This window comes from Pseudomonas acericola (SeqCode), from assembly GCF_053456465.1.
Map to the genome: position 1 here is coordinate 859,232 of NZ_JBRFJB010000003.1, position 23,815 is coordinate 883,046.

The 23,815-nt window shown below is 62.6% G+C and carries 25 protein-coding genes; 8 read left to right on the plus strand and 17 right to left on the minus strand.

The annotated features are described in order from the left end of the window. Positions 1 to 68: 68 nt before the first annotated feature. Together ACU688_RS15925 and ACU688_RS15930 are read right to left on the minus strand one after the other, a co-directional pair. On the minus strand, positions 69 to 590 hold the full coding sequence (locus tag ACU688_RS15925; RefSeq protein WP_448185525.1) for a GNAT family N-acetyltransferase: 522 nt from the start codon (positions 588 to 590) through the stop codon (positions 69 to 71). A gap of 18 nt (positions 591 to 608) precedes the next feature. Continuing rightward, positions 609 to 1,808, minus strand: a complete 1,200-nt coding sequence (locus ACU688_RS15930) for a TPM domain-containing protein (RefSeq protein ID WP_448185526.1) — start codon at positions 1,806 to 1,808, stop codon at positions 609 to 611. 127 nt (positions 1,809 to 1,935) lie between these two features. Here ACU688_RS15930 and ACU688_RS15935 point away from each other — a divergent pair, with 127 nt between their 5' ends. Both ACU688_RS15935 and ACU688_RS15940 read left to right on the plus strand, forming a co-directional pair. After that, positions 1,936 to 2,751 carry an alpha/beta fold hydrolase gene (locus ACU688_RS15935; protein ID WP_448185527.1) on the plus strand — a complete coding sequence of 272 codons (816 nt, stop codon included), beginning with the start codon at positions 1,936 to 1,938 and terminating at the stop codon, positions 2,749 to 2,751. Next, complete coding sequence (locus tag ACU688_RS15940; RefSeq protein ID WP_448185528.1) at positions 2,741 to 3,889, plus strand: PAS domain-containing sensor histidine kinase; 1,149 nt, start codon at positions 2,741 to 2,743, stop codon at positions 3,887 to 3,889. The genes ACU688_RS15935 and ACU688_RS15940 overlap by 11 nt, the downstream gene beginning before the upstream one ends. A gap of 240 nt (positions 3,890 to 4,129) precedes the next feature. On the opposite strand, the gene dapF is transcribed toward ACU688_RS15940, so the two are convergent. Next, a complete protein-coding gene (dapF, locus tag ACU688_RS15945; protein ID WP_448185529.1) occupies positions 4,130 to 4,936 on the minus strand; it encodes a diaminopimelate epimerase in 807 nt (268 codons plus the stop codon). A gap of 38 nt (positions 4,937 to 4,974) precedes the next feature. Beyond that, positions 4,975 to 6,552 carry a L,D-transpeptidase family protein gene (locus ACU688_RS15950; RefSeq protein ID WP_448185530.1) on the minus strand — a complete coding sequence of 526 codons (1,578 nt, stop codon included), beginning with the start codon at positions 6,550 to 6,552 and terminating at the stop codon, positions 4,975 to 4,977. 39 nt (positions 6,553 to 6,591) lie between these two features. On the opposite strand from ACU688_RS15950, the gene ACU688_RS15955 reads away from it, so the two are divergent. Continuing rightward, on the plus strand, positions 6,592 to 7,305 hold the full coding sequence (locus ACU688_RS15955) for a murein L,D-transpeptidase catalytic domain family protein (protein ID WP_448185531.1): 714 nt from the start codon (positions 6,592 to 6,594) through the stop codon (positions 7,303 to 7,305). 30 nt (positions 7,306 to 7,335) lie between these two features. Next, positions 7,336 to 8,082, plus strand: a complete 747-nt coding sequence (locus tag ACU688_RS15960) for a creatininase family protein (RefSeq protein WP_448185532.1) — start codon at positions 7,336 to 7,338, stop codon at positions 8,080 to 8,082. 153 nt (positions 8,083 to 8,235) lie between these two features. On the opposite strand, the gene ACU688_RS15965 is transcribed toward ACU688_RS15960, so the two are convergent. Continuing rightward, positions 8,236 to 8,577 carry a hypothetical protein gene (locus ACU688_RS15965; RefSeq protein WP_448185533.1) on the minus strand — a complete coding sequence of 114 codons (342 nt, stop codon included), beginning with the start codon at positions 8,575 to 8,577 and terminating at the stop codon, positions 8,236 to 8,238. A 33-nt stretch (positions 8,578 to 8,610) separates the two neighbouring features. Continuing rightward, on the minus strand, positions 8,611 to 9,255 hold the full coding sequence (locus ACU688_RS15970; RefSeq protein ID WP_448185534.1) for an ATPase: 645 nt from the start codon (positions 9,253 to 9,255) through the stop codon (positions 8,611 to 8,613). A gap of 132 nt (positions 9,256 to 9,387) precedes the next feature. On the opposite strand from ACU688_RS15970, the gene ACU688_RS15975 reads away from it, so the two are divergent. Next, positions 9,388 to 9,633 (plus strand): hypothetical protein, encoded by a 246-nt coding sequence (locus ACU688_RS15975; protein ID WP_448185535.1) that lies wholly within the window; start codon positions 9,388 to 9,390, stop codon positions 9,631 to 9,633. A 4-nt stretch (positions 9,634 to 9,637) separates the two neighbouring features. Here ACU688_RS15975 and yfcF read toward each other — a convergent pair whose 3' ends face one another. Beyond that, entirely contained in the window at positions 9,638 to 10,270 is a 633-nt protein-coding gene (gene yfcF, locus ACU688_RS15980; protein WP_448185536.1) for a glutathione transferase, read from the minus strand. Positions 10,271 to 10,438: 168 nt separating this feature from the next. On the opposite strand from yfcF, the gene ACU688_RS15985 reads away from it, so the two are divergent. Beyond that, the gene (locus ACU688_RS15985; RefSeq protein WP_448185537.1) at positions 10,439 to 11,155 is read left to right on the plus strand and encodes a hypothetical protein; all 717 of its coding nucleotides are present in this window, start codon (positions 10,439 to 10,441) and stop codon (positions 11,153 to 11,155) included. A 1-nt stretch (position 11,156) separates the two neighbouring features. Here ACU688_RS15985 and ACU688_RS15990 read toward each other — a convergent pair whose 3' ends face one another. Further along, positions 11,157 to 11,693: a DUF924 family protein gene (locus ACU688_RS15990; protein WP_448185538.1), complete on the minus strand. Its 537-nt coding sequence runs from the start codon at positions 11,691 to 11,693 to the stop codon at positions 11,157 to 11,159. 205 nt (positions 11,694 to 11,898) lie between these two features. Between ACU688_RS15990 and ACU688_RS15995 the strand changes: the two genes are divergently transcribed. Continuing rightward, positions 11,899 to 13,053, plus strand: a complete 1,155-nt coding sequence (locus ACU688_RS15995; protein ID WP_448185539.1) for an acetyltransferase domain-containing protein — start codon at positions 11,899 to 11,901, stop codon at positions 13,051 to 13,053. A gap of 133 nt (positions 13,054 to 13,186) precedes the next feature. Here ACU688_RS15995 and metE read toward each other — a convergent pair whose 3' ends face one another. Beyond that, complete coding sequence (gene metE, locus ACU688_RS16000; protein WP_448185540.1) at positions 13,187 to 15,475, minus strand: 5-methyltetrahydropteroyltriglutamate--homocysteine S-methyltransferase; 2,289 nt, start codon at positions 15,473 to 15,475, stop codon at positions 13,187 to 13,189. 97 nt (positions 15,476 to 15,572) lie between these two features. Further along, positions 15,573 to 16,181, minus strand: coding sequence for a LysE family translocator (locus ACU688_RS16005; protein WP_448185541.1), 609 nt, complete (start codon positions 16,179 to 16,181; stop codon positions 15,573 to 15,575). Between the two features lie 166 nt (positions 16,182 to 16,347). Between ACU688_RS16005 and ACU688_RS16010 the strand changes: the two genes are divergently transcribed. Beyond that, the gene (locus ACU688_RS16010; RefSeq protein ID WP_448185542.1) at positions 16,348 to 16,722 is read left to right on the plus strand and encodes a GFA family protein; all 375 of its coding nucleotides are present in this window, start codon (positions 16,348 to 16,350) and stop codon (positions 16,720 to 16,722) included. 243 nt (positions 16,723 to 16,965) lie between these two features. Here ACU688_RS16010 and ACU688_RS16015 read toward each other — a convergent pair whose 3' ends face one another. Genes ACU688_RS16015 through ACU688_RS16045 form a run of 7 tightly spaced genes read right to left on the minus strand, consistent with a single transcriptional unit; the run spans position 16,966 to position 23,781 of the window. After that, complete coding sequence (locus ACU688_RS16015) at positions 16,966 to 18,285, minus strand: OprD family porin (RefSeq protein WP_448185543.1); 1,320 nt, start codon at positions 18,283 to 18,285, stop codon at positions 16,966 to 16,968. A gap of 7 nt (positions 18,286 to 18,292) precedes the next feature. After that, entirely contained in the window at positions 18,293 to 19,126 is an 834-nt protein-coding gene (locus tag ACU688_RS16020) for a phosphodiesterase (protein WP_448185595.1), read from the minus strand. 9 nt (positions 19,127 to 19,135) lie between these two features. Next, entirely contained in the window at positions 19,136 to 20,167 is a 1,032-nt protein-coding gene (locus ACU688_RS16025; RefSeq protein ID WP_448185544.1) for an ABC transporter ATP-binding protein, read from the minus strand. Then, entirely contained in the window at positions 20,164 to 20,958 is a 795-nt protein-coding gene (locus ACU688_RS16030; protein ID WP_124528403.1) for an ABC transporter permease, read from the minus strand. Before ACU688_RS16030 ends, ACU688_RS16025 begins: the two co-directional genes overlap by 4 nt. After that, positions 20,955 to 21,773, minus strand: coding sequence for an ABC transporter permease (locus ACU688_RS16035; RefSeq protein WP_448185545.1), 819 nt, complete (start codon positions 21,771 to 21,773; stop codon positions 20,955 to 20,957). Before ACU688_RS16035 ends, ACU688_RS16030 begins: the two co-directional genes overlap by 4 nt. Then, positions 21,774 to 22,778 (minus strand): ABC transporter substrate-binding protein, encoded by a 1,005-nt coding sequence (locus ACU688_RS16040; RefSeq protein ID WP_448185546.1) that lies wholly within the window; start codon positions 22,776 to 22,778, stop codon positions 21,774 to 21,776. It abuts the gene before it with no gap. Beyond that, entirely contained in the window at positions 22,762 to 23,781 is a 1,020-nt protein-coding gene (locus tag ACU688_RS16045) for a LacI family DNA-binding transcriptional regulator (protein ID WP_448185547.1), read from the minus strand. The genes ACU688_RS16040 and ACU688_RS16045 overlap by 17 nt, the downstream gene beginning before the upstream one ends. Positions 23,782 to 23,815 lie beyond the last annotated feature (34 nt).

Genomic DNA, 23,815 nt, shown 5'->3' on the forward strand with positions numbered 1-23,815 from the left:
TTTTCGCGTAGAAAACCCTGCGGTATGCGCAGCGAAAAAAAGCATAAAGTCTGTCCCGTGGGGCAGAGTCAAGCGGGCGTCAGGCCCAGGGCTTTGCCAAACAGCCGATTGCCGTGGGTCTCGCCCTGGAAGGTATAGGTCGGCGCGCCCAACAGCGCGTAGCCGCGCCGAGGGTAGAACGCCAACGCGCGCTCATTGCCGTCCCACACGGTCGCCCACAGCAACGAGGCGCCCTCCAGCGCAGCGCGTTGTTCGGCGGCTTGCAGCAGGCGGTAGCCAATGCCCAGCCCGGTGAACCGCTCCTGGATATACAGGCGTTGCAACTCGGCAACGTTCGCCGCCTCAATCATCGCGTGAGGGGTATCGAATTTGACCTGGGCGAAGCCGACGAGGTGCTGGTTGCACTCGGCAACCAGCAACGCAATGCCAGGCTCAGCCAGCAGCCGCGTGATGGCCTGCGGCGCGAACGCTTGCAGCGCCTCATTGGCGATCGAACTGCGGATGCCTTCGGTGGCGTAGGTATCGAGAAAGACCTGCATGCCCAGCACGCCAATACACAGCGCGTCCTCAGCCGTTGCGGGACGAATCATGATGTCTCTGCACATGGTTTACCAACTCCCCGAAGCGCCACCGCCACCACTCGACCCACCGCCGCCCGATGAGCTGCCGCTGGAACTGCTGGAGCTGCTGGAACCCGAGCTTGACCCACCACCCGAACCCGACCCCATGCCGACCTTGCCAAAGATACACAGCGCGGCAAACGAGGCGATGGGGAACGCGAACAGCCAGCCGTTGCGTCCCATGTCCAGCACATACACCGCCGCGCCATACACCGCCACGGCCGCCAGCAACCGCGCGACGAAACCTGCGCGGCTGTGTTTCCAGGCGTCTTTCATGAGCACCAACAGGATCAGGTACAACCCCAGCACTGCCAGCGCCGCCAGCGGATACGCCAGCCAGTGGATGAAGTTGACGTCGGCATAGTGCTGGTCAACCACCACCAGCCCGAGGATGTAGGCCAGCAACCCCAGCACGCAGTAGAACACCGTGCGCGCCAGCCACAACGCACCAAAGGTGGCGCCGCCGATCAGCATCGTCAGCGGCATGAGCAGCAGGGACAACGGCCAGTCCTGGCCACCGCTGAAAATCGTCAGCAGCACCGTGACCGCAACAACGCCAAGCAACGCACGACGCCAATGCAGCTTGCCAGCGGCGAGCAGCACGCCACCGAGGGCGCCCAACACAAACGCCAGCAACACCGCTAGCGCCCGAGGGCCGGTCGCCGGCGCCGCCACTTCTGGCAAATCACCGCCGTCCACCAGCACGATCAAGTCGTTGACGGCCAGGCTCACACCGCCCGCGTAGTCGCCTTGGCGAAACGCTGGGGTGATGTGTTCTTCGATGATGCGATGGCTGAGCAAGTCGGTAACGGTGCCCTCCAGGCCGTAGCCCACTTCGATGCGCACCTTGCGGTCATCCTTGGCCACCAACAGCAGGATGCCGTCGTTGATGTCCTTGCGCCCCAGCTTCCAGGCGCGGAACAGTTGGTTGGCATAGTCTTCGAGGCTGGCGTCGCCGATGCTGGGCACCAGCAGCACGGCAACCTGCGCGCCCTTGCGCTGTTCGAGGGCGGCGAGCTGGTCTTTCAGACGGGTGGTGGTGCCGGCGTCCAGGGTGTTGGTGAGGTCGATCACACGCTGGTCGAGGGCCACGCCAATCGGCGACGGGTCAGCCTGGGCGGCGCCCGACAGGCCAATGCAGACCAGCGCCAGCAGGCTGAAAACGGATTGCCGCACAATCACCCACATACTTGTTACCTGAAGTTTCTTCCTGAAGGCGCCGACTTTACCCTATCCGCGCTATAACGCGTGACCCCACGCCGTTGACTATCTAAACTCCGCCCATGCATAGCAAAACGCCATAACCGGGAAGCCCATGGACCTACGACACCGCAACAACGTCAGCGTGATGGGCAGTGGCGCCTCGACCTTGGTGTTCTCCCACGGTTTCGGTTGCAACCAGGCTATGTGGAGCAACCTGGCACCGCTATTTTCCGCGCATTTTCGCGTGGTGATGTACGACTTGGTCGGCGCCGGTCTGTCGGACCTCAATGCGTTCGACAAGGCCAAGTACAGCACGCTGGACGGATACGCCCGCGACTTGAACGAGATCATCCAGGCCTTTGCGGTAGGCCCGGTGATTCTGGTCAGCCATTCGGTCAGCGCGATGATCGCCACCCTCGCCGACCGCCAGGCCCCCGGGCGCATCGCCGCCCACGTGATGATCGGCCCGTCGCCGCGTTACATCGATGCCGACGGTTACGTCGGCGGCTTCAAGCGCAGCGATATCGACGACCTGCTCGACACCCTCGACAGCAACTACCTCGGCTGGTCCAGCGCCATGGCGCCGGTGATCATGGGCGCGCCCGGGCAACCGGCGTTGAGCGAAGAACTCGCCGACAGTTTCTGCCGCACCGAACCGGAGATCGCCAAGCAATTTGCGCGTGTGACGTTTACCTCGGATAACCGCCAGGACGTCGCAGGCCTGGCCACACCCGTACTGATCCTGCAATCCAGCGACGACCTGATCGCCCCGGTTGTCGTCGGTGAATACCTGCACCGCGTGCTGCCCAACAGCATCTATTGCCTGATCGACAACGTCGGCCATTGCCCGCACATGAGCGCACCACAAGCCTGTGCCGCCGCAATGGACACCTTCCTTGCGCCTTGGTCCGCCCCCCATGCCGGCTAAGCTGTTCGACAGCGCCGCCTGCGCCCTCGCCGTCACCGCGCAAGACGGCACGATCCTGCAAGCCAACGCGCGGTTCTGTGAATGGCTGGGGTTCAGTGCCGCCGAACTGTGCGGCCGGCGCTTCCAGGACCTGCTGACCATGGGCGGAAGGATCTTCCACCAAACCCACCTGGCACCGATGCTGCGCCTGCGCGGCAGCGTGACCGAGGTGAAGCTGGACATGCTGCACCGCGACGGACACAAGGTGACCGTGCTGCTCAATGGCCTCAAGCGCGAGCAGGCAGATGGCGTGGTCTACGACCTGGCCCTGTTCGGCACCACCGACCGCGACAAGTACGAGCGCGAACTGCTCAACGCCCGCAACCTGGCCGAAGCGCTGTTGCAGGAAAAGACCGCCACCGAACTCGCCCTCAAGCACGCTCAGGCTGAATTGAGCGAGGCCTATGCCATCGCCCAGCGCCGTGCGCTGTTTGCCGAGCAGATGGTGGCGATCGTCAGCCATGACTTGAAGAACCCGCTCACGGCGATCCGCATGGCCTCGGACTTCCTCAGCCGAGGCGAACGCAGCGCCAAGGAGCGCCAGTTGCTGGGGCATATCGCCCAGTCCTCCGAACGCGCCCAACGCATGATCGCCGACCTGCTGGACTTCACCCAGGCCCGCGTCGGCCACGGCATCAGCATCAAGGTGGCGCCACTCGACCTGCACGCGGTGACCCAGCAGGCCGTGGATGAATTGCGCGTGGCCTTCCCCAAAGCCACTTTGGAACATCACGCCGTGGGCAGTGGCGACGCCAGCCTGGACGCCGACCGCGTGCAACAGATCATCGGCAACCTGGTGGCCAACAGCGTGGCCTATGGCGACCTGCAACGCCCCATCACCATTACGTCGCAGTTGAGCGATGGTGGTTGCACGGTCTGCGTGCACAACCACGGCGCGGTGATTCCCGAGACGCTGCTGGATGGGCTGTTCGAGCCAATGACCCGCGGCACCGAACAAGGCAGCGACGTGCGCAGCGTGGGCCTGGGGCTGTACATCGTGCGGGAGTTGGCGAGGGTGCATGGCGGCGATGTGGCGGTGAGGTCCACTGTGCAGGATGGCACGTTGTTCAGCGTGCGTTTTGTGCCTGGCGAGGTTTAGCGGTCGCCTGTGCCACCGCTATCGCAGGCAAGCCAGCTCCCACATTTTGAACGGTGTACACCTGCCCCAACCTGCAAGCCCAATCCCCTCTGGGAGCTTTGTACACCTGCCCCAGCCTGCAAACCCAATCCCCTCTGGGAGCTTTGTACACCTGCCCCAGCCTGCAAACCCAATCCCCTCTGGGAGCTGGCTTGCCTGCGATGGCGGCCGCCCAGTCACCACAGCTTCAACTACCTAGCTTCAACCGATACCAAACACATTGCCCTGCATCACCGGCTCCACACTCCCCGTCAACACCACTCCGCCCTCGCCCGCCCACTCCACCGTCACCGTACCGCCATCGCACTGCACCTCAACCCTGGCATCCAGCAAGCCACGGCGGATGCCATTGACCACCGCCCCGCAGCAACACGACCCCGACCCCAGCGGCACACCCCCGCCGCGCTCCCAGATACGCAGCCGGATGTGCCCACGGTCCAGCACCTGCACGAAATGCACATTGGTCTTGACCGGAAACAACGGATGCAGCTCCAGCGCCGGGCCCACGGCCGCCACGTCGATAGCCGTTATGTCATCGACAAAAAACGTGCAATGCGGATTGCCCATGCTGCACGCAGCAGGCTCACCTGCGAGCGGCAAACTGCGGGTATCCATGGCCTCGGCCAGCGGCACGGCGGCCCAGTCCAGCGACGGCTCGCCCATGTTGACTGACACCTGGCGCCCCGGCGCACGCACGCAGGTCAGCAAGCCGCGGTCGGTGCGCAGCACAATCGAGTCGCTGCCGGCTTCCTGCATCAAGCGATCCGCCACGCCACGGGTGGCACTGCCGCAAGTTTGCAGTGGCGTGCCGTTGGGGTTCCAGAATTTGATCCGCGCCGCTGCATCGTCGCAATCGAGCACCACGGCGAGTTGGTTGAAGCCGATACCGGTATGGCGGTTACCCAGGCGGCGCGCGACTTGCGCGGTAATCGGATCGTTCTGGCCACGGCGGTCGATGATGATGAAATCGTCGCCGTGGGCGTGCATCTTTACGAACGGCAAGGGCATGGTTTGTCCTGTGGTTGGCCGGTAAGGAAAGCAAAAAGCTAGAGAGTGGCGCCCATCGCCTTCATCAGCGCCAAATCCCGCGAGTAGATATCCGGCGCGTACACCAAGCTACCCTGGCGATCGACCTCCACGGTCCAGTAGCCCAGCAACACCGGCACCGGCGTGGCCAGCCGGAATTCATGGGTCACGCCGGTGGCCAGCAGTTCATCGGTGCGTGCACGCTCGGCCGGGGTCACCAGCAAGTCGCGCAGCATCAACGGCTGTTCGACCCGCACGCAGCCCGAGCTGAATGCACGCGGGCCCTTGCTGAACAGGGGTTGGCTGGGGGTATCGTGCAGGTACACCGAATACGGGTTGGGAAAACGCATCACGATCTTGCCCAACGGGTTGCGCGGGCCTGCTTCCTGGCGCAGGAGGATGTTGCCGGGGCGTGCCCAGTCGATCTGCTCGGGCGCCAGCGGGCGGCCTTCGGGGTCGAGCACTTGCAGGTTCTGCTGGCGCAGGTATTCGGGGTTGAGGCGGATCGCCGGGAGTTTGTCCTCGCGCATGATGGTCGGCGGAATGGTCCAGGTGGGGTTGAGGGTCAGCCGGGTGATGCGCGACTTGAGCAGCGGCGTCTGGCGTTCGGCGCGGCCGACTTGCAGGCGGGTTTGCCACACCGGGATGCCGCTCTGGTACACGCTCAGTTGCGCGGCGGCGACATTGACCAGCACGCCCTCGGGCTCCAAGTCCTGGGCCAGCCAGCGGAAACGTTCGAGGTTGATGCGCAGTTGCTCGCGGCGGATCGCCGGGCTGATATTCAACTCGGTTACCGTGCCGGCGCCGATCACGCCATCGGCTTGCAAGGAGTGGCTGAGCTGGAAGGCCTTGACCGCCTTGACCAGCTCATCGCGATAGAGCTTGCCGCCCGGCGCACTGGCCAGGTAGCCGCCGCTGACCAGACGCCGCGCCAGGTCCGGCACGCGCGGGTCCTCCTTGCCGGGGCGCAGCAAAGGGCCGCTGGCGATCGGGTCCCAGTGCGGCAACGGTTGCAGGCGCACGGTGGCATAGGTGTTGCGCAGGCTGCGGTACAAATCGGCACTGGGGCGGGCCTGGTCAAACCCTTGGGTCATGTCTTGCAGGCCAGTGGCGGCGAAAGCCAGCACTTCGGTGTTCGGGTCACGGGTCGGTGGCTGGGAGTGCCACAGCGGTTCGAAGCGCGATTGTTGCAGGCGGCCGTAGTGCAGATCCTGCAGGGCTTGCAGGTACTGGCGACTGCTGTCGATATCGCTGCACAGCACGTTGGCCGTGGCGTCCGGCACAGGCAGGCTATAGTGGGTGGGGTCCAGGCCGTCATCGGCGAGCAGCAGCAGCTGGGCCTGCAATGCCTGCCGGCGCTCGGCAGACCACAGCGCGACATCGCCCTGCTGCTGGTAGAACGCTTGCAGTCGCGATTGGCTAGCGGCATCGATATGCGGCGCCAAATGGGGGCACACCGCCGGCAGTGCCGCCAGCGCTTGTTGCAGCGGACTGGCGGAAACAATTGGCACAGGTTCCACCGGCAGCTCGTCGGCTGTCGCGACCAATGGTGCAACGAGCAGGCAAATGCTCAAGTAACATGCGTGTTTTTTGAACAATGGCTTTGCTCCAATCCACAGCGGGGGGATGTACTGTAGATGCTGACTTTTTTGTGCCGCCTCGGCTTGATCACCGTGAGCCTGGCCGCGTTGGGCAGCAATGCCCTCGCCGCCAATGGCAACCCTCCTACCTTGTATAGCAGCCTGGCGCGCTCGGCTCCAGAACTCAATCCCACTGTATTGAAAAGCGCCCTGAACGCTGTGCAGTGTGCGGTCAATAATGGCGAGGAACGCTCCGAGCGCCTGGCCGTCATTGACTATTCCCAGCCTTCGACCGCCCGTCGGCTGTGGATCTTCGACCTGCATAAAAAGACCCTGGTGCTGCGCGACCTGGTGGCCCATGGCGCCAAGTCCGGGGAAAACTTCGCCACCCAGTTCTCCAATCGCGAGGGCAGCCACCAGTCCAGCCTGGGCTTGTTCCGCACCCAGGAGAGTTACCTGGGCACCCACGGTTATTCGTTGCGCATGGACGGCCTGGAGCCGGGTTTCAATGACCAGGCCCGCGACCGCGCCATCGTGATCCACGCCGCCGACTACGTCAGCCCGTTGTGGAGCAAGCGCGAAGGCCGTATCGGCCGCAGCCAGGGTTGCCCAGCGGTGCGCCCGCAGGTGGCGCGCCAGGTGGTGGATAAACTCAAGGACGGGCAGTTCATGTTTTCCTGGTACCCGGACCAGCATTGGTTGAAGTCCTCGACGTACCTCAACTGCAAACCCCAACAGGTGGCGAGTAGTCGTACAATCCGTGGCGGATAGCCTGTCCCCACCGATAAAAGAGAGCAACGCATGCTTCTACACCAATCCACCTGGATCGAAATCGGGCAGTTCCTGGAGCGCAGCCGTACGGTGGTGATCCCCATCGGCTCCAACGAACAACACGGCCCGACCGGCCTGCTGGGCACCGACTGGATGTGCCCGGAGATTATCGCCCATGAGGCGCAGAAGAACGCCGACATCCTGATCGGCCCGACCTTCAATATCGGCATGGCCCAACATCACCTGGGCTTCCCCGGCACCATTTCGCTGCGCCCTTCCACCTTTATTGCCGCGATTGGCGATTGGGTGCGCTCGCTGGCCGGGCATGGTTTCGACAAGATCCTGTTCCTGAACGGCCACGGCGGCAACATCGCCACGATTGAAGCGGCGTTCTCCGAGCTGTACGCCGAAGCGAGCTTCGCCCGTCGCCCGGCCGGGTTTGCCTTGAAGCTGGTGAACTGGTGGGACCTGGAAGGCGTCAACGACCTCGCCCACAAACAATTCCCGGTGGGCCACGGCAGCCACGCCACGCCGTCGGAGATTGCGGTGACGCAGTGGGCCTACCCGGAGTCGATCAAATCGGCCGAGTACTCGCCGCAGATTGCCAATACCGGGCCTATCCGCGAAGCGCTGGACTTCCGCGCACGCTTCCCCGACGGGCGCATGGGTTCAGACCCGGCGCTGGCGACGGTGGAGAAAGGGGGGGAGTTGGTGGCGTTGGCGGCCAAGGGGTTGATCGCGACGGTCAGCAATTTCAGTCACGAAGCCAAGCCTTAAATCAAAAATAGAGGTGGGCTTCTGTGGCGAGGGAGCTTGCTCCCGCTGGGGTGCGAAGCGCCCCCAAAAAAGCGGGCTCCAGCTTCGCTGTCGAACGGGAGCAATCTCCCTCGCCACAGCAAGCTCCCCACATTCGCTTTGTGTTGCCTGGGGTTACTTGCACTCCTGCGCCACCAACTCCAACCGCGACGGCGTCAGCGCGGAAGCCAACGGCTTGCGCTCATACAGGAACACCTTGGTGCCATCCTGGGTCTTGTACGCCTCCAGTACATCATCTGCCGCAATCTTGCTGGTCAACACCACCTTGGCGTGACGCGAGTTCTGCGTGACGGTGGAGGTGATGCCGTGCTTTTCCAGCTTGGGCAGCACGCATTGGGTATAGCCTTCAGGCGTCTTGGCGGTTTGCAGGGTCAGCGTCGGAGCATTGGGAGCGGACACACAACCGGCCAGCCACAACGAAGCAAAGGCCAGGGCCGGGACGAAAAAAGAGCGCATAAAAATTCCTGGAAAATAATCAAAAAATTCACATCAACCGGCTTGGACCAACGCCTTGAGCGATGCGTCAAACTGGCGCAAGGCCGCTTGCTGTACATCCCGCTGTTGCTCGATCTGCGCGGCAATCTCGGGCGCCGCCTTGTCATGCACCCACACCGACGGCACTTGCTGGTACACCGAGCCTTCGGCCTTGGCGATGTATTGCAGGTTCGCGTTATAGAACCGCGCAATAAACCGTGCCTCGACCCGGTCGTTACGCTGGGTCAGCAGTTGGTTATGGGTATCGAGCATCACCACCACATCCGGGTGCGCCTGCACCAAGGCATCCAGCGTGTCGTACACCGTCACTGAAACAAAGGCACCTTGCAGCGAGCCCATCAGCCAATCAATGGCCAGTTCCGGATCGGAGCTGTTGACGAACGCCTGGCGGATACGCTCGTCGAGGGCATCCTTGGCGCCGTTCAAGGCCATGTCGTGGTAGCGTTCAAGATAACTGAGGTTGTCGCGGGTGCTATCGCTCAACAACACACCGACCGATTGCGCGTGCTGCAGGGAGTCTACGCTAGCGTCGATGGGTAGCAAATGGCCTGTTCGCAGTTCATCGGCAATGGCAGCGTTGTTTACGGCCACAGTGCCCAGCATCAGGGCCATCAATGCCAGCTGGATAATCGTCCTCATCGCGCATTTCCTTGAACAGCGTTTCGATGGGGCGATTTTGCGCTTTTGCGCAAAAAACAGAACTTGCAATCGGTGATGGTGACTATTATCTGAACCGATAGTGCCTACATAAAAATAGATAAGGACCCGACCATGAAGCCCCACCAGAAAACCTTCGACCGCATCCGCGAGGCCGTTTTACCGGAGTTTCGCGAGCGGGTCGCCGATTACCTGGTCGATTATGAAAGCGTATTGCAGGACGACACGGCCGACGCCGATCAGCGTTGCGCCAGTGCCCAGCAATTGCGCGGCTACCTGCGCGGCTTGAACACCACGCGCGTGCTGGGCATGGCCGACTGGGAAGACCTGGACCGCCGCGTCGCCCAGGAATGGCTGTAACCCCCTAGAGCGCAGGCCGAGCCAGGTTGACCCAAGCCTGCACCGACGGTCGTTGCCACTGGCGTTGCGCATACGCCACCAACTCGGCGGGCACGCTGTCGCCGTTGAGGATCAGGCGATTGAGCATCACGGCCAGGTCCACGTCGGCAATCGACCAGGTGCCGAACAGGTAGTCTGGGTTACCCGCCAGCAGCACTTGCGCCGCACTGATCAACTTGTGCGCAGCGGCTTGGCCCGCAGACGATAACGGCGGCATCTTCTGCCCGCAGAACACCACCAGCGTCGAACGCTCCTGGCGAATCGGCAGCAAATCGCTGCGCAGCCACGCCTGCACCTGCCGCGCTCGCGCGCGCTGTTTAGGGTCGGCGGGGTAAAGCGCTGGCTCGGGATAGGCCTCGTCCAGGTATTCAGTGATCGCCGACGATTCCGACAGTGCAAAATCGCCCTCCTCCAGGGTCGGCACGCGCTGGGTCAAGGATAGCTTGGCAAAATCGGCCGTCTGGTTTTGCGCGGCGTCCAGGTCCAGGGTCACGGTATCGAAAGCCAGGCCTTTTTCCCGCAGGGCCACAAACACAGACATTGCATAGGGGCTGGTGAACAGATTGTCGACGTACAGGCGCAGCGAACGTGGGTGCATGGCAGGGCTCCTTGGGTGAAATCTCACGCTACGAGATCTGCGGCGGGAAAGACAATGGTAGGTTTTTATAGGGGCATTCCTGGCGGGAATGCGAGGCCCCAACTGTGATGCCACGGGCTGTCGAGGTAGACTCGCCCCCTCGCGTGCAACCCGCACGAACGGAAAAGGATGTTCGTCTTGCGTTTATCTCTTGTAGCAGCGTTGTCTCTGTTTGCTGCAACGTCGCCGGTCTTGGCCAGCGAAGCGGCGTCACCCCCTGGCGAAGCGCAATACCAGCAGGCGGTGGCACTATTGAAGACAACCGATCCACAGCTGGCTGATCTGATGTGGCGTGTGCACCTCAATCAAAAGCCGGCGGACTTCAACGAAAAGATGGCCCGGCTAGGCGAGCAATTTCGCGTCACTGAACAGTTGTTGAGTGACTCCGCAACCGCCGGCCACCCCATCGCGCAATATCGCTTGGCGTTGCTCTATCAGGCGTATATGACTCCCGGCGCAGAAAAAATGATGTGCGACCTCTCGGCGTTAAGCCTGGAGGCAGGCTTCGCCCCTGCCGCGCTGTATCTGCAAAATGCCTGCCTGAGCTACACCCAGGGCCCGCGGTATACACCGGCGCTGCAAGGTGCACTCGCCAAGTTCGACGACTATGCGCGCTATTACCCGCAGCCGGCCGTATGGCTGACGTGTGGGGCGCCACCTACAGGCACCGCCATGCAACTGGGCAGCGCTAAGGACTTTCGCGCGGAGCTGTACAAATTGCTCGCCAGCCAGGCAGATCGCAGAACCGCCATGGCAGTGCGTATCGACTATCTGGAAAAAGCCGTGGCAACCAACGGCTGCCCGCATGCGCGTGAACGTCTCGAGATATACCAGAACACGCAGTGACCTATCCGGCAAACCCGCCCTTGTCCAAAAAAGCCTGCTCCTCCTCAGTGCTGGCGCGAGCCAACACCTGGTTGCGATGAGGAAACCGCCCAAAGCGCTGGATAATCGCCGCGTGTTCCTTGGCCCAGTGGTAGGTGTTGGCGTCCAGCGTCTGGTTGAGGGCCAGGGAACGCTGCTGGTCCGCCGGGTCTTCCGAATGCTCGAACGGCAGGTAGCAGAACGCACGCAAGGCGGGCTTGATCAACTGATCCCACCCAGCCTCGACCATGCGCCCGGCATACAGGCGGGCCAACGGGTCGGTGGCGAACATATGGGCCGTGCCGCGAAAGGCATTGCGCGGATATTGGTCGAGCAGGATCAGCAGGGCCAGGGCGCCTTCTGCCGAGTCCAGCCAGCTTTCCAGCTCGCGGCGGGCGGCTTGCAGGTGGGCGCTGTGGAAGGTGTCGCGGAAGGTGGCGTCGAAGGCCTCATCCTTGGCGAACCAGCGCTGGGGGCCGGCGTTTTGCCAGAAGTCGATGACGGATTGTGGGGTGGTCATGGTGAATTCCTGCGAAAGCGATTTGGCAGACGTTAGCAGAACCAACCAGACGACGCGGCTCAATGTGGGAGCTGGCTTGCCTGCGATAGCGGTGCAACAGGCTAAATACCTGTGACCGGCACTCCGCTATCGCGGGCAAGCCCGCTCCCACAGCTTAATGTTATAGAATAACAACCCACTTCTCCCCTGCCCTGTGACTTCACCCATGCCCGACGCTGTCCCCCTACGCCAACGCCTGCTTTCCATCGACGCCCTGCGCGGCCTGGTGATCCTGTTCATGCTGTTGGACCACGTGCGCGAAACCTTCCTGCTGCACCGCCAGGTCAGTGACCCGATGAATATCGACAGCACCGAACCTGCGCTGTTTATCAGCCGTACCCTCGCCCACCTGTGCGCCCCGGTGTTTGTCTTGCTCACCGGCTTGTCGGCATGGCTCTACGGCCAGAAATACCAAGGCCGTCGCGACGTATCGGCGTTCCTGTTCAAGCGCGGTTTGTTCCTGGTGGTGCTGGAATTCACCCTGGTCAACTTTGCCTGGACCTTCCAACTGCCCCCCAGCGTTATCTACCTGCAAGTGATCTGGGCGATTGGCGTAAGCATGCTCGCCCTTGCCGCACTGGTGTGGCTGCCACGCCCGCTGCTGATCGCCGTGGCGATTACGCTGATTGCCGGGCACAACCTGCTGGACGGCCTGCACTTCGCGCCAGGTTCGCTGCTGCAAAATGCTTGGGCGATCCTGCATGAACGCAGTTGGATCGAGGTAGGCGACAACCTGCGACTGCGCATCACCTACCCGGTGTTGCCGTGGATTGGCGTGATTGCCTTGGGCTACGGCCTGGGCCCGTGGTTTGCCAATGACGTGCAGCCGGCGTTGCGTCAGCGATACTTGGCGCTGGCGGGCGTGGGGGCGTTGGTTGGGTTTGTGCTGTTGCGTGCGCTCAATGGCTACGGCGAGAAGCCTTGGCAGGCTTATGACAGTGGTGTGCAGACGCTGATGAGCTTTTTCAACGTGACCAAGTATCCGCCTTCGCTGTTGTTCCTGGCGTTGACGCTGGGGATTGGCTTATTGCTGTTGCTGGCGTTTGAGCGTGCGGGGCAAAAGCGCTGGATTGGCATGTTGGCTACGTTTGGGGCGGCGCCGATGTTCTTTTATCTGCTGCATCTGTATGTGTTGAAGGTTCTATACGTTGCTTGCGTTGCGCTGTTTGGCCTCAATCATGGCAGCTATTTTGGCGCAGACAGTATGGGCGCAATTTGGCTGGTCGCGCTGTTGTTGCCGTTGGTGCTGTATCCGCCCGTGCGTTGGTTTGCAGGGCTTAAAGCACGGCGCCGCGACCTGGCCTGGCTTAAATACCTCTAAACACTCGGTTGCTCTTCTGTGGGAGCTGGCTTGCCTGCGATGCGGGCACCTCGGTCTATCAGAAAGATCAAGGTGATGCTATCGCAGGCAAGCCAGCTCCCACAGAAGCCGGTGCCCACATGCTTAGGCGGTGTCAGGCCAGTTCCGCACGCAGTTGACGGGCCGCCGTCACCATATGAATCAGCGCCGCCTCCGTCTCCGGCCAGCCACGGGTTTTCAAGCCGCAATCCGGGTTCACCCACAAGCGCTCCGCTGGAATCCGCTTGGCTGCCTTGCGCAACAGGTTGGCCATTTCCGACGCATCTGGCACCCGTGGCGAGTGGATGTCATACACCCCCGGGCCGATTTCGTTCGGGTAGGCGAAGGCTTCAAACGCGTCCAGCAACTCCATGTCCGAGCGTGAGGTCTCGATGGTGATCACGTCGGCATCCATCGCCGCGATGCTTTCGATCACATCGTTGAACTCGCTGTAGCACATGTGCGTGTGGATCTGGGTTTCATCGCGCACGCCCGAGGCGCACAGGCGGAACACTTCGGTGGCCCACTCCAGGTAGTCCTGCCACTGCGCCTGGCGCAACGGCAAGCCTTCGCGGAACGCTGCTTCGTCGATCTGCACGATCTTGATCCCGGCGGCTTCCAGGTCCACTACTTCGTCGCGGATCGCCAGGGCCAGTTGCCGCGCCTGTTCTTCGCGGCTCACATCTTCGCGTGGGAAAGACCACATCAGCATGGTCACCGGGCCGGTCAGCATGCCCTTCATCACCTTGTGGGTGAGGCCTTGGGCGTAGCGAATCCACTCCACCGTCATGGCCTTCGGGCGGCTCAGGTCGCCGAAGATCAGCGCCGGTTTCACGCAGCGCGAGCCGTAGCTCTGGACCCAGCCAAAGCGGGTGAACACATAGCCGTCCAACTGCTCGGCGAAATACTCGACCATGTCGTTGCGTTCAGCTTCACCGTGTACCAGCACATCCAGGCCGAGGTTTTCCTGCACCTCGACGGCGTGCTTGATCTCGCTGTGCATCGCTTCGACGTATTCGGCTTCACTCAACTTGCCAGCCTTGTACGACTGGCGCGCCAGGCGAATCGACGCGGTTTGCGGGAACGAACCGATGGTGGTGGTCGGGAACAGCGGCAGGTTGAGGCCGGCGCGCTGTTTCTCGATGCGCTGGGCGAACAGCGACTGGCGCTGGCTGTCCTTGGCCGTGATCGCGGCGACACGGGCTTGCACCGCAGGTTTGTGGATGCGCGGCGAAGCGGCACGGGCAGCTTGCACCGCACGGCTTTGCGCCAAAGCGGCCAACACGTTGGAGGCTTCCGGCTCGTTGACCGCTTGCGCCAGCACCGCCACTTCGGCGCACTTCTGCACGGCGAACGCCAGCCAGCTTTTCAGCTCGGCATCCAGCTTGTCTTCGCGGGCCAGGTCGACCGGGCTGTGCAGCAACGAGCAGGACGGCGCAACCCACAGGCGGTCACCCAACTTGTCATGGGCGTGCTGCAAGGTAGCCAGGGCTTTTTCCAGGTCGCAGCGCCAGACGTTACGGCCGTTGACCACGCCGAGGGACAACACTTTGTAAGCCGGCAGGCGGTCGAGAATGGTCGGATACTGTTCCGGGGCGCGCACCAGGTCGATATGCAAACCATCGACGGGCAGGTTGGCGGCCAGGCCGAGGTTCTCTTCCAGCCCACCAAAATAAGTGGCCACGAGCTTTTTCAGCGGGTCGCGCTGGATCAGGTTGTAGGCACGCTCAAACGCGTTTTTCCAGTCTTGCGGCAGGTCCAGCACGAGGATCGGCTCGTCGATCTGCACCCACTCCACGCCCAGGTCGGCGAGGCGCTGGAAGATCTGCCCGTACAGCGGCAGCAGGCGATCGAGCAGGTCGAGCTTGTCGAAATCAGCGCCCTTGGCCTTGCCCAGCCACAGGTAGGTCAGCGGGCCGATCACCACCGGCTTGACGTTGTGCCCCAGTTCGCGGGCTTCCTGCACCTCTTCGAACAGCTGGTCCCAGCCGAGGTGGAACTGCTGGTCGGCGCTGAATTCAGGCACGAGGTAGTGATAGTTGGTGTCGAACCACTTGGTCATTTCCTGGGCGTGGGCGCCGCCGCAGCAGCTGTCGCTGACGCCACGGGCCATGCCGAACAGCGTTTGCAGGGTGGCTTGGCCATCGGCCGGGCGGAAACGCTCGGGGATCACGCCAAACATCAGCGAGTGGGTCAGCACCTGGTCGTACCAGGCAAAATCCCCGGCGGGCAGCAACTCGATGCCGGCCTGTTTTTGCAGGTCCCAATGGGTCTTGCGCAGGTCACGGCCAACGGCCCGCAAGCCGGCTTCGTCGAGCTCGCCCTTCCAAAACGCTTCCTGCGCTTTTTTCAGTTCACGATCGCGTCCAATGCGCGGAAATCCCAGGGAATGAGCGACTGCCATGACTTACAACTCCGATGTCGTTATGTATGGCAGCTATTGTCGGCACACAGCGATAGTGAGACAAACTCATATTATTCTAGATCATCACAAGATCCATTCATGTTGAGAGCCAATGGACATAGAAGGCGTGAAACATGAAATACGCACACACCGCCAGCGCCACACCCATGCAACGGTTGAACAGCGTAAACGCCGACGTGCCATTGATCCGCCGCCCCAGCAGCGCCCCGAGCAACGCGTAAAGCCACGGCGCACCGAACGCGCCAAAGGCCAGCACCGCCGAAACCAGGGCAATGGACACCCCGGTGATATGCGCCGCTGGCAGCATCACGCTGGTGATCGGCAACACCGCCATGATGCCCTTGGGGTTGAGCAACTGGATCACCAGGCCATTCCAGAACGTGAGGGTTTTGATGGGCGCGATTGAAGTGGTTTCATCCACCACCGTGCGTGCAGTAAACACCTGATAGGCGAGGTACAAGGTGTACACGCCGCCAATCAGTGAGATGTACGGCAACGCCGCCTGGGAAATGATCGCCTCGCCGGTGTAGCCAAACAGCACAAACAACAACAGCATCGCGCAGCCCACACCGATGAAAAACCCGGTGGAGCGGCGGAATTGTCCGGTAAGCCCGGCGTTGAGGCCCATGAAATTCACCGGGCCGGGGCTGTACATGACGCTGAAGGCGTAGAGGAAGATGTCCATGGAAAACCTGCAGTAGAAGAAGTGTGGCGAGTCTACTGAGGAGGGTTGGGGGGATTCTTGTACGTTTGTGGTACGCCTTGTTTGGGGATGCTGCGCATCCCGGCGGGAGCAAGCTCCCTCGCCACGGGTATAGTGTTTGCCTGACTCTTTCAGGATCGAAACCAACATGGATGCCGTTACCCAAGGCAGTTGCCTCTGTGGCGCAGTCACGTATCAAGTCACTGCACCGCTCAAGGCCGTCACCCACTGCCATTGCCGCAAATGCCAGAAAAGCCATGGCGCTGCGTTTGCCAGTTACGCCAGTGCGCCACGTTCAGCCGTCAGCATCCGGGCTGTTGCAGATGCGCTGAAAAGCTATGAATCCTCACCGGGTGTCACTCGCCAGTTTTGCCTGGCGTGCGGATCATCGCTGTTCTGGCAGGATGCCAAGGGGCTTTATCCAGAGTGGATTTCGATTGCGCTGGGTACGCTCGACACGCCGCTTGTCCCGCTGAAACAGGCGCACAGCTGCATTGAGTCGAAGGCCGCATGGGCTGAATGAAGATCAACGGTGGGTCAGGCAACATTTCTACCAGCAGTGCCGCCGCCTTCGCAGCCTCGCTAAAGCTCGACAGCTCCCACAGGGGATTGGATTTGCAGGTTTTTTTCAGGTGAACACAATTCAAAATGTGGGAGCTGGCTTGCCTGCGATGAAGGACTGCCAGTCGATATTGCTTTGACTGATCCACCGCTAACGCAGGCAAGCCAGCTCCCACAAGGATCAACACCGCCTGTGGCGACCTGGTTACATCAACGGGATCGAGTAATTCACAAACACCCGATTCTGATCCTGGTCCCGCGCCACTTCGCTGCGTGATACGCCATTACGCCAGCCAAACCCGACGTTCTTGAACGTGCCGCTCTGCACCACGTAGTCCAGGGAAATGTCCCGCTCCCACTCGCTGGCATCATTGCCACTGGCAGTACGAATGTTGTCGCCCTTGAGGTACATCATCGACGCCTTCAGCCCCGGCACGCCGAGTGCGGCGAAGTCGTAGGCGTATTGGGCGAAGGCCGTGCGTTCACCGGCCTGGATGAAGGTCTGCACGGTACGGTCGGTGTAGAGGTACAGGCTGGAGCCGCCCTCCCCTTTGTTCACCAGGCCACCCTGGTTGAGCTGGGCGAAGTTGCTGTCGTCCGACACCTGCTGGTAACCGGCGGTAATCGCGTGCGGGCCCAGGGAGTAGATGAACGCCGCGCTCCAGGTGTTGTTGTCGATTTCACCGTTGCCATTCTTGGTATAGCCACCGAGCTTGTAACCCTCGGCACGCCCGGCGGCCGTGCTGTTTTTACCGTCGGAGGTGGTCTTGAAGTAGCGCAGGTCGGTCTTCAACGAGCCATAGTCACCCAGCGGCAATACGTGGATCAGCCCGGCAAAGTGCTGCTGGTAGTAGTCTTCAAGGTTGGCGTAGTAGTACTGGACCAGCAGGTCCTTGTTCACCTGGTAATCGGCACCGGCGTAGTTGAACTTGTTGCTTTCCTGGGTCCCGCCCGCCGCTGCCAGGCCGCTGCGGTCGCTGGAGCCACGGCCGGTGGTGTGTTGCAGCTGGCCGCCGATCAGGGTCAGGTTGTCGATGTCTTTGCTGGTGATTTGCCCGCCTTCAAAGGATTGCGGCAACAGGCGGCCGTCGTTGCTGACGAGGATCGGCAAGTTCGGGCGCAGGTAGCCGTAGCGCAATTCGCTCTTGGCAAAACGCGCCTTGGCGGTTGCGCCGCCACGGGCCCAGTTGTCGGTAGCCTTGCCGTCTTCGTTGGGGATCATCGAGCTGCCGACGTGGCGCCCGGCGCCGCTGTCGAGGGTAATGCCGAGCATGCCCACCGCGTCCAGGCCAAAGCCGACGGTGCCGTCGGTAAAGCCCGATTGGTAGTTGAGGATAAAGGCCTGGCCCCACTCTTCAGTCTTCGACGGCGCGGCGGTGCCGTCACGGTTGTCGTTGTTGAAGTAGAAGTTGCGCATGCTCAGGTTGGCTTTGCTGTCGCTCAAGAAATCCGCCGAAGCCAAGGGGCTCAGGGCAATGCCCAGGCCGCCGGTCAATACGCTTAACACATTCAAAGTGGCTTTCATCACAACCTCAGTCAATTAATCCATGGGCGTCATAAAACGGGTACGGCCCCGGGTAGTCCCCGAACACGCCGTTGTGGCTGATCAAACCCTGCTGCGCCTGCCAGCGATGCAACAGATAGCCCGCCGGCTCCAAATTGAAATGCGCGGGCGCCGCTTCTTGTAAATCCAGGACGATCTGGTGCGAGGTACCGGGGCACACGCAACTCAGGCTGCCGCCAAAACGCCGCTGCATCGGCCGGTGCAAATGCCCGCACAGCAGGCGCTCGACTTGCGGATGGCGGGCGACCACGTGCTCCAGCGCAGCCGCGTTGATGAACGGCTCGCGGTCCATATGGCCGATGCCACTGATGAACGGCGGGTGATGCAGGATCAGCAAGGTCGGCGCGTCAGGCCGCAGCGCCAATTGCTCATCCAGCCATTGCAATTGGCTGTCCAGCAACTGCCCGCCGTGGCCACCGGGGATGGTGGAATCCAGGCCGATCAGGCGCAGTGGATGGTCGTTCACCACCCAATCCAGCGGGCCGTCTGCCGAGGCCGGCAAGTAGGGGTGGTCACGGAACGCGTCGAGCAACGGCCCGCGCGTGTCGTGGTTGCCCGGCACCAGGTAGCACGGCATGTGCAGGCGCGCGAGTTCGGGGTGGAGCACGGCGTATTCATCGGCGCGGCCGAAGTCCACCAGGTCGCCGCTGATCACCACGATATCGGGGCGTGGTTGGCTGGCGTTGAGATGGTCGACGGCACGGCGCAAGGCGCCCAGGGTGTCGACCACACCGTAGGTGAGGCGCTGGCCGGCTTTAAGGTGCAGGTCGCTGATCTGCGCAACGAGGAACGGACGATTCAACATAGATTCTCAAGCATTCAGGGTGAACAACATGTGCGGCGCAATCGCCAGGGCAATCGGCGCGCCGACGGCGTAAAGCTGGTTGTCGCTGCTGTCCACCAGCAGCGGTTGCGGGCCGCCCACATCCACCAGCAGGCGGCTTTGCGCGCCCTGGAAAAACTGCGCGACGAGATGCCCGTGCAGGTGCCCTTCGCTCTCCATCACCCGCAGGTGTTCCGGGCGGCAGTACAGGGTGTTGGGCAGGCTCGCTTCGTGCCACGGCAACTCGCCGCCGCAGACTTTCAAGCCATGGGCTGACGGCGCGATCACCGCGAAGGCATTGAGGTTGCCGACGAAGCCTGCGACGAAGGCGTTGGCCGGTTTCTGGTAGATGTCGCGCGGGCTCGCCAACTGCGCCACCCGGCCTTGCTCCATCACCAGGATGCGATCACCGAGGGCCATGGCTTCGCCCTGGTCGTGGGTGACGAACACCGAGGTGATGCCCAGCCCACGCAGCAACTCGTTGAGCTCACTGCGCAGGCGTTCACGCAGTTGCGCATCAAGGGCGGCCAGCGGTTCATCCAGCAGCAACACCTTGGGGCGCGGCGCCAGGGCGCGGGCCAGTGCCACGCGTTGGCGCTGGCCACCGGACAATTCATGGATGCTGCGCCGGCCGTGATCCTGCAAGCCCACCAGTTCCAACAATTCCTCGCAGCGCTGCTTGCGCTCCTGCACGGGCACGCCGCGAATCTTCAAGCCGTAAACGATATTCCCCGCCACATCCAGGTTGGGAAACAGCGCGTAGTTCTGGAACACCATGCCCACATCGCGGCGCTCGATGGGCAGGCGGGTCACGTCCTGATCGCCGAAAAACACCTGGCCCACATCCGGGCGTTCCAGGCCGGCAATCAGGCGCAAGGTGGTGGTCTTGCCACAACCGGACGGGCCGAGAATCGCCAGGGTTTCGCCGCCTTCGACGGTGAGGTTCAAATCATGCACGGCCACGGTGCCGTCGGCGAATGCCTTGCGGCAGCCTTGCAGGCGGATAGTGATAGCGGTCATCGACGCTCTCCACGGGACAAACGAGCACTGATGGCCTGCAACGCAATCAGCAGCGGCACGATCATCAGCAAAAAGATAAGGGTGTAGGCGCTGGCGATTTCCAGGCGCGCCGAGGCGTAGCTGTCGGCCAGGCCCACGGGCAAGGTCTTGGTCATTGGCGTGTGGAGCATCCAGGTCAGGTTGAATTCACCCAGGGACAGGGTCACCACCATCAGCACGCCGGCGAGAATCCCCGCGCGGCAGTTGGGTACCACCACGCTAAAGAACCGCTTGATCGGACCCGCGCCGAGGCTGGCCGCTGCTTCTTCCAACACCGGCAGTTGCTGGCGTTGCATCACCGCCATGACCGGGCGCACCAGGAACGGCAAGGTGAACAGCACATGGCCAACGAGGATGAACAACCAGCTGCTGCGAAAGCCACCGAACTGGCCGTAGGTCAGCAACAGCGCCAACGCACTGGCCAGGCCCGGCATGGCCACCGGCAGCACCATCAACTCTTCAAAGGCGCGGCTGAAGCGATTGTTCATGCGCACCAGGGCGTAAGCCGCCGGCACGCCAATCACGCAGACGCACACCGCGCAGGCCAGGGCCAGTTGCAGCGACAGCCACACCGTCGGCGAGTAGGCCTGCCACACCTGAATCAACCAGTCGAAGGTCAGGCCACTGGACACGCCGACGAAAAAGTTGCGGGTCAGCCCGGCCAGCAGTGACATGAGCACCGGCACCAACATGAATGCGCACACTAGCAAGGTGAACAGCAGTTGCAGCACGAACAACGATGAGCGCTTCACAGGACGGTCCCCGCGTTTTTCACCAAACGCCGAGTGAGCAGCAACACCGCCCAGGTCAGCGCGCCGAGCACCACCGACAGTGCGGCGGCGACGGCGAAGTTGGCGTAGTTGGTGAACACGTTGTAGATCGCCACCGGGGTGACGTTGAGTCGCGTGCCCAAGGTGAACGCCGTGCCAAAGGCGCCCATGGACGTGGCAAAACAGATCGCCCCGCAGGAGGCCAGCGCCGGCGCCAGGCCCGGTACGATCACGTCGCACACCACGCGCCAATGCCCGGCACCGAGGGAGTGCGCGGCTTCTTCCAGGCTGCGATCGAGGCTTTCACAGGCCGCCATCACGGTGAGGATCACCCGGGGGATCGAGAAGTACAGGTAGCCGATAAACAGCCCCGCCAGCGAGTAGGCGAAGATCCAACGTTCACCGGCCAATTGCAGCCCCAGTGACGCGAACAAGCCCTGGCGCCCCGCCAAAAGAATCACCAGGAAGCCCACCACCACACCGGGAAACGCCAGGGGAAACGTCAGCAGCGCCACCAACGCCGAGCGCCCGAAGAACTGCTGGCGCGCGAGGAACACACCGCTGATGCCCCCGACCAACAACGCGGCGAGCGTGACAAACACCGCCAGCGCGCAGGTTTGCGCGAGGCTGCCCAGATACTGCGCGCTGCTGAGCACTTGCCAGTAGCCACTGCCATTGCTGTCGCGGCTCTCGGCACCGAGCAGCACCAGATGCGCCAGCGGCAGCAGCCAGAACGCGAGCAGCACCGCAAAGGCCGGGGCCAGCGCCCAGGCCGCCTGTTTTGCCGATGCAGCCACTTACTTGACCTCGTTAAGGTAACGGGCGGCGAACGCTTCCTGCACAGCGGCCATTTTTTCGTAATCCACCACACCGGCACGGGCGTAGTCACTCTCGGGGAGGAACTGCGCGGCGACCTCGGCCGGCATCTCTACCGGGCGCACCGGGCGCAGGTAAGCCTTGGCCCACAGTGCCTGGCCCTGGTCCGACAAGACGAAGTCGAGGACTTTTTCCGCGTTGGCGCGGTGCGGCGCGTTGGCCACTGCGCTCATCACATAGGGCACGCTGATGCTGCCTTCCTTGGGGATCACGAAGGCGACGTTGGCGTTGTCCTTGTAGCGTGCGCGGTAGGCGTTGAAGTCGTAGTCCACGAGGATCGGCAACTCACCGGACAGCACCCGCGCATAGGCGGTTTGCTTGGGCACGATGGGGGCGTTTTTCGCCAGCTTCTGGAAGTAGTCGATGGCCGGGGCGAAGTTGTCCAGGTCGCCGCCCAGGGCGCGGTTGATCGCCACGGCCGAGACGTAGCCAACGAAGGCGCTGGACGGGTCGAGGTAGCCGACCATGCCTTTGTACTCAGGCTTGAGCAGGTCGGCCCAGCTTTGCGGCACCGGCAGGCCACCGAGGGCATCGACGTTGACCATGATGCCCAAGGTCCCGGAGTGGATCGCGAACCAGTGGCCGGCCGGGTCTTTCAAGCCCGCAGGGATCTGTTCGAAACCCTTGGGCTTGTAGGTGCCGACCACCTCGGCTTTTTGCGCTTGCAGGCCGAAGGTCACGCCGTAGTAGACGACGTCGGCCACCGGCGCGGCCTTCTCGGCGACCAGTTGCGCCAAGGATTGGCCGGAGTTCTTGTTGTCCAGCGGCACCTGCACGCCGGTGCTGGCGGCGATGGCCTTGAGCTGGGTGCCCCAGTCGGCCCAGTCCGGCGGGCAGTTGTAGCAAATCGCTGTCTCGGCGGCCTGGGCCAGGCTGGCCGCACCGCACAGCAGCACGGCGGCCAGGGTTTTACTGAATGCGCGCATCGGGGGTCTCCTCACGGGGTTGAGTACTTTCGCCTGGCCGGATGTGGCAAGGCAGGCAATGGGAAATCGGTTCGTTACCGGCGATCTGCGCCAGCAGTTGGTCAATCACCGTGCTGGCGAGCAGCGCGATGGGTTGCACCACGCTGCACAGCGTCGGGTGCATCTGGGTGCCGAGGCTGATGCCGTCGAAGCCCATCACCGAGAGTTGCTCGGGGACATTCCAGGCGTTGCGGCGCAACTCGGCGATCAGGCTGATGGCCAGGAAATCGTTGGAACACACCAGCGCGGTGGGCGCGTCGGGGCCTTGCAGAGCCGGTGCGATGGCGGCGAATTCGGCCTGGGTGTGGGCCGGCATTTCGATCACCGGGCGCGCGTCAAGCCCGTACTCGTGCATCGCATCGCAATAGCCGGCGTAGCGCAGGCGAGCGCGATCCGATTGCAACGCGGGCCCGGCGACCATGCTGATGCGCCGGTGGCCGGCGTCCAGCAGATAACGAGTGGCCAAGGCCATGCCGGCGCGGTTATCCACCGACACGGCGCTGTAGTTGGGGTTGCCCGGTTGGTGATAGGCCAGCACGAACGGCGTTTGCTCGGTGTTCAGGCTGCTGAGCACCGCGTTGCTTTCGGCGTCGGTGACCGTCAGCACCAAGCCATCGACGCGTTGGCGCAGCAGCTCTTCCACCACGATGCTTTCGCGTTCGCTGTTGTAGTCGGTGGTGGCCAGCACCAGGCTGTAGCCCCGTGCACGCGCGGCGCGTTCCATGGCCTGGAACTGCTCGGCGAACACCGGGTTGAGCAGGTTGGGCACCACCACGCCGATCAGCTGGGTGGTTTGCAGGCGCAGTTGACGGCCCAGCAGATTGGGGCGAAAGCCCAACTCACGGGCGGCGGCGAACACCTGCTCGCGGGTCGTCGGGCGCACCTGGTCCGGCGAAGCAAAGGCCCGGGCGGCGGTGGCTCGGGATACACCGGCCAGTCGGGCAACGTCTTTCAGGTCAGTCATTGTCACTCGCTTGAGATCGATCTCATTGGCGAGG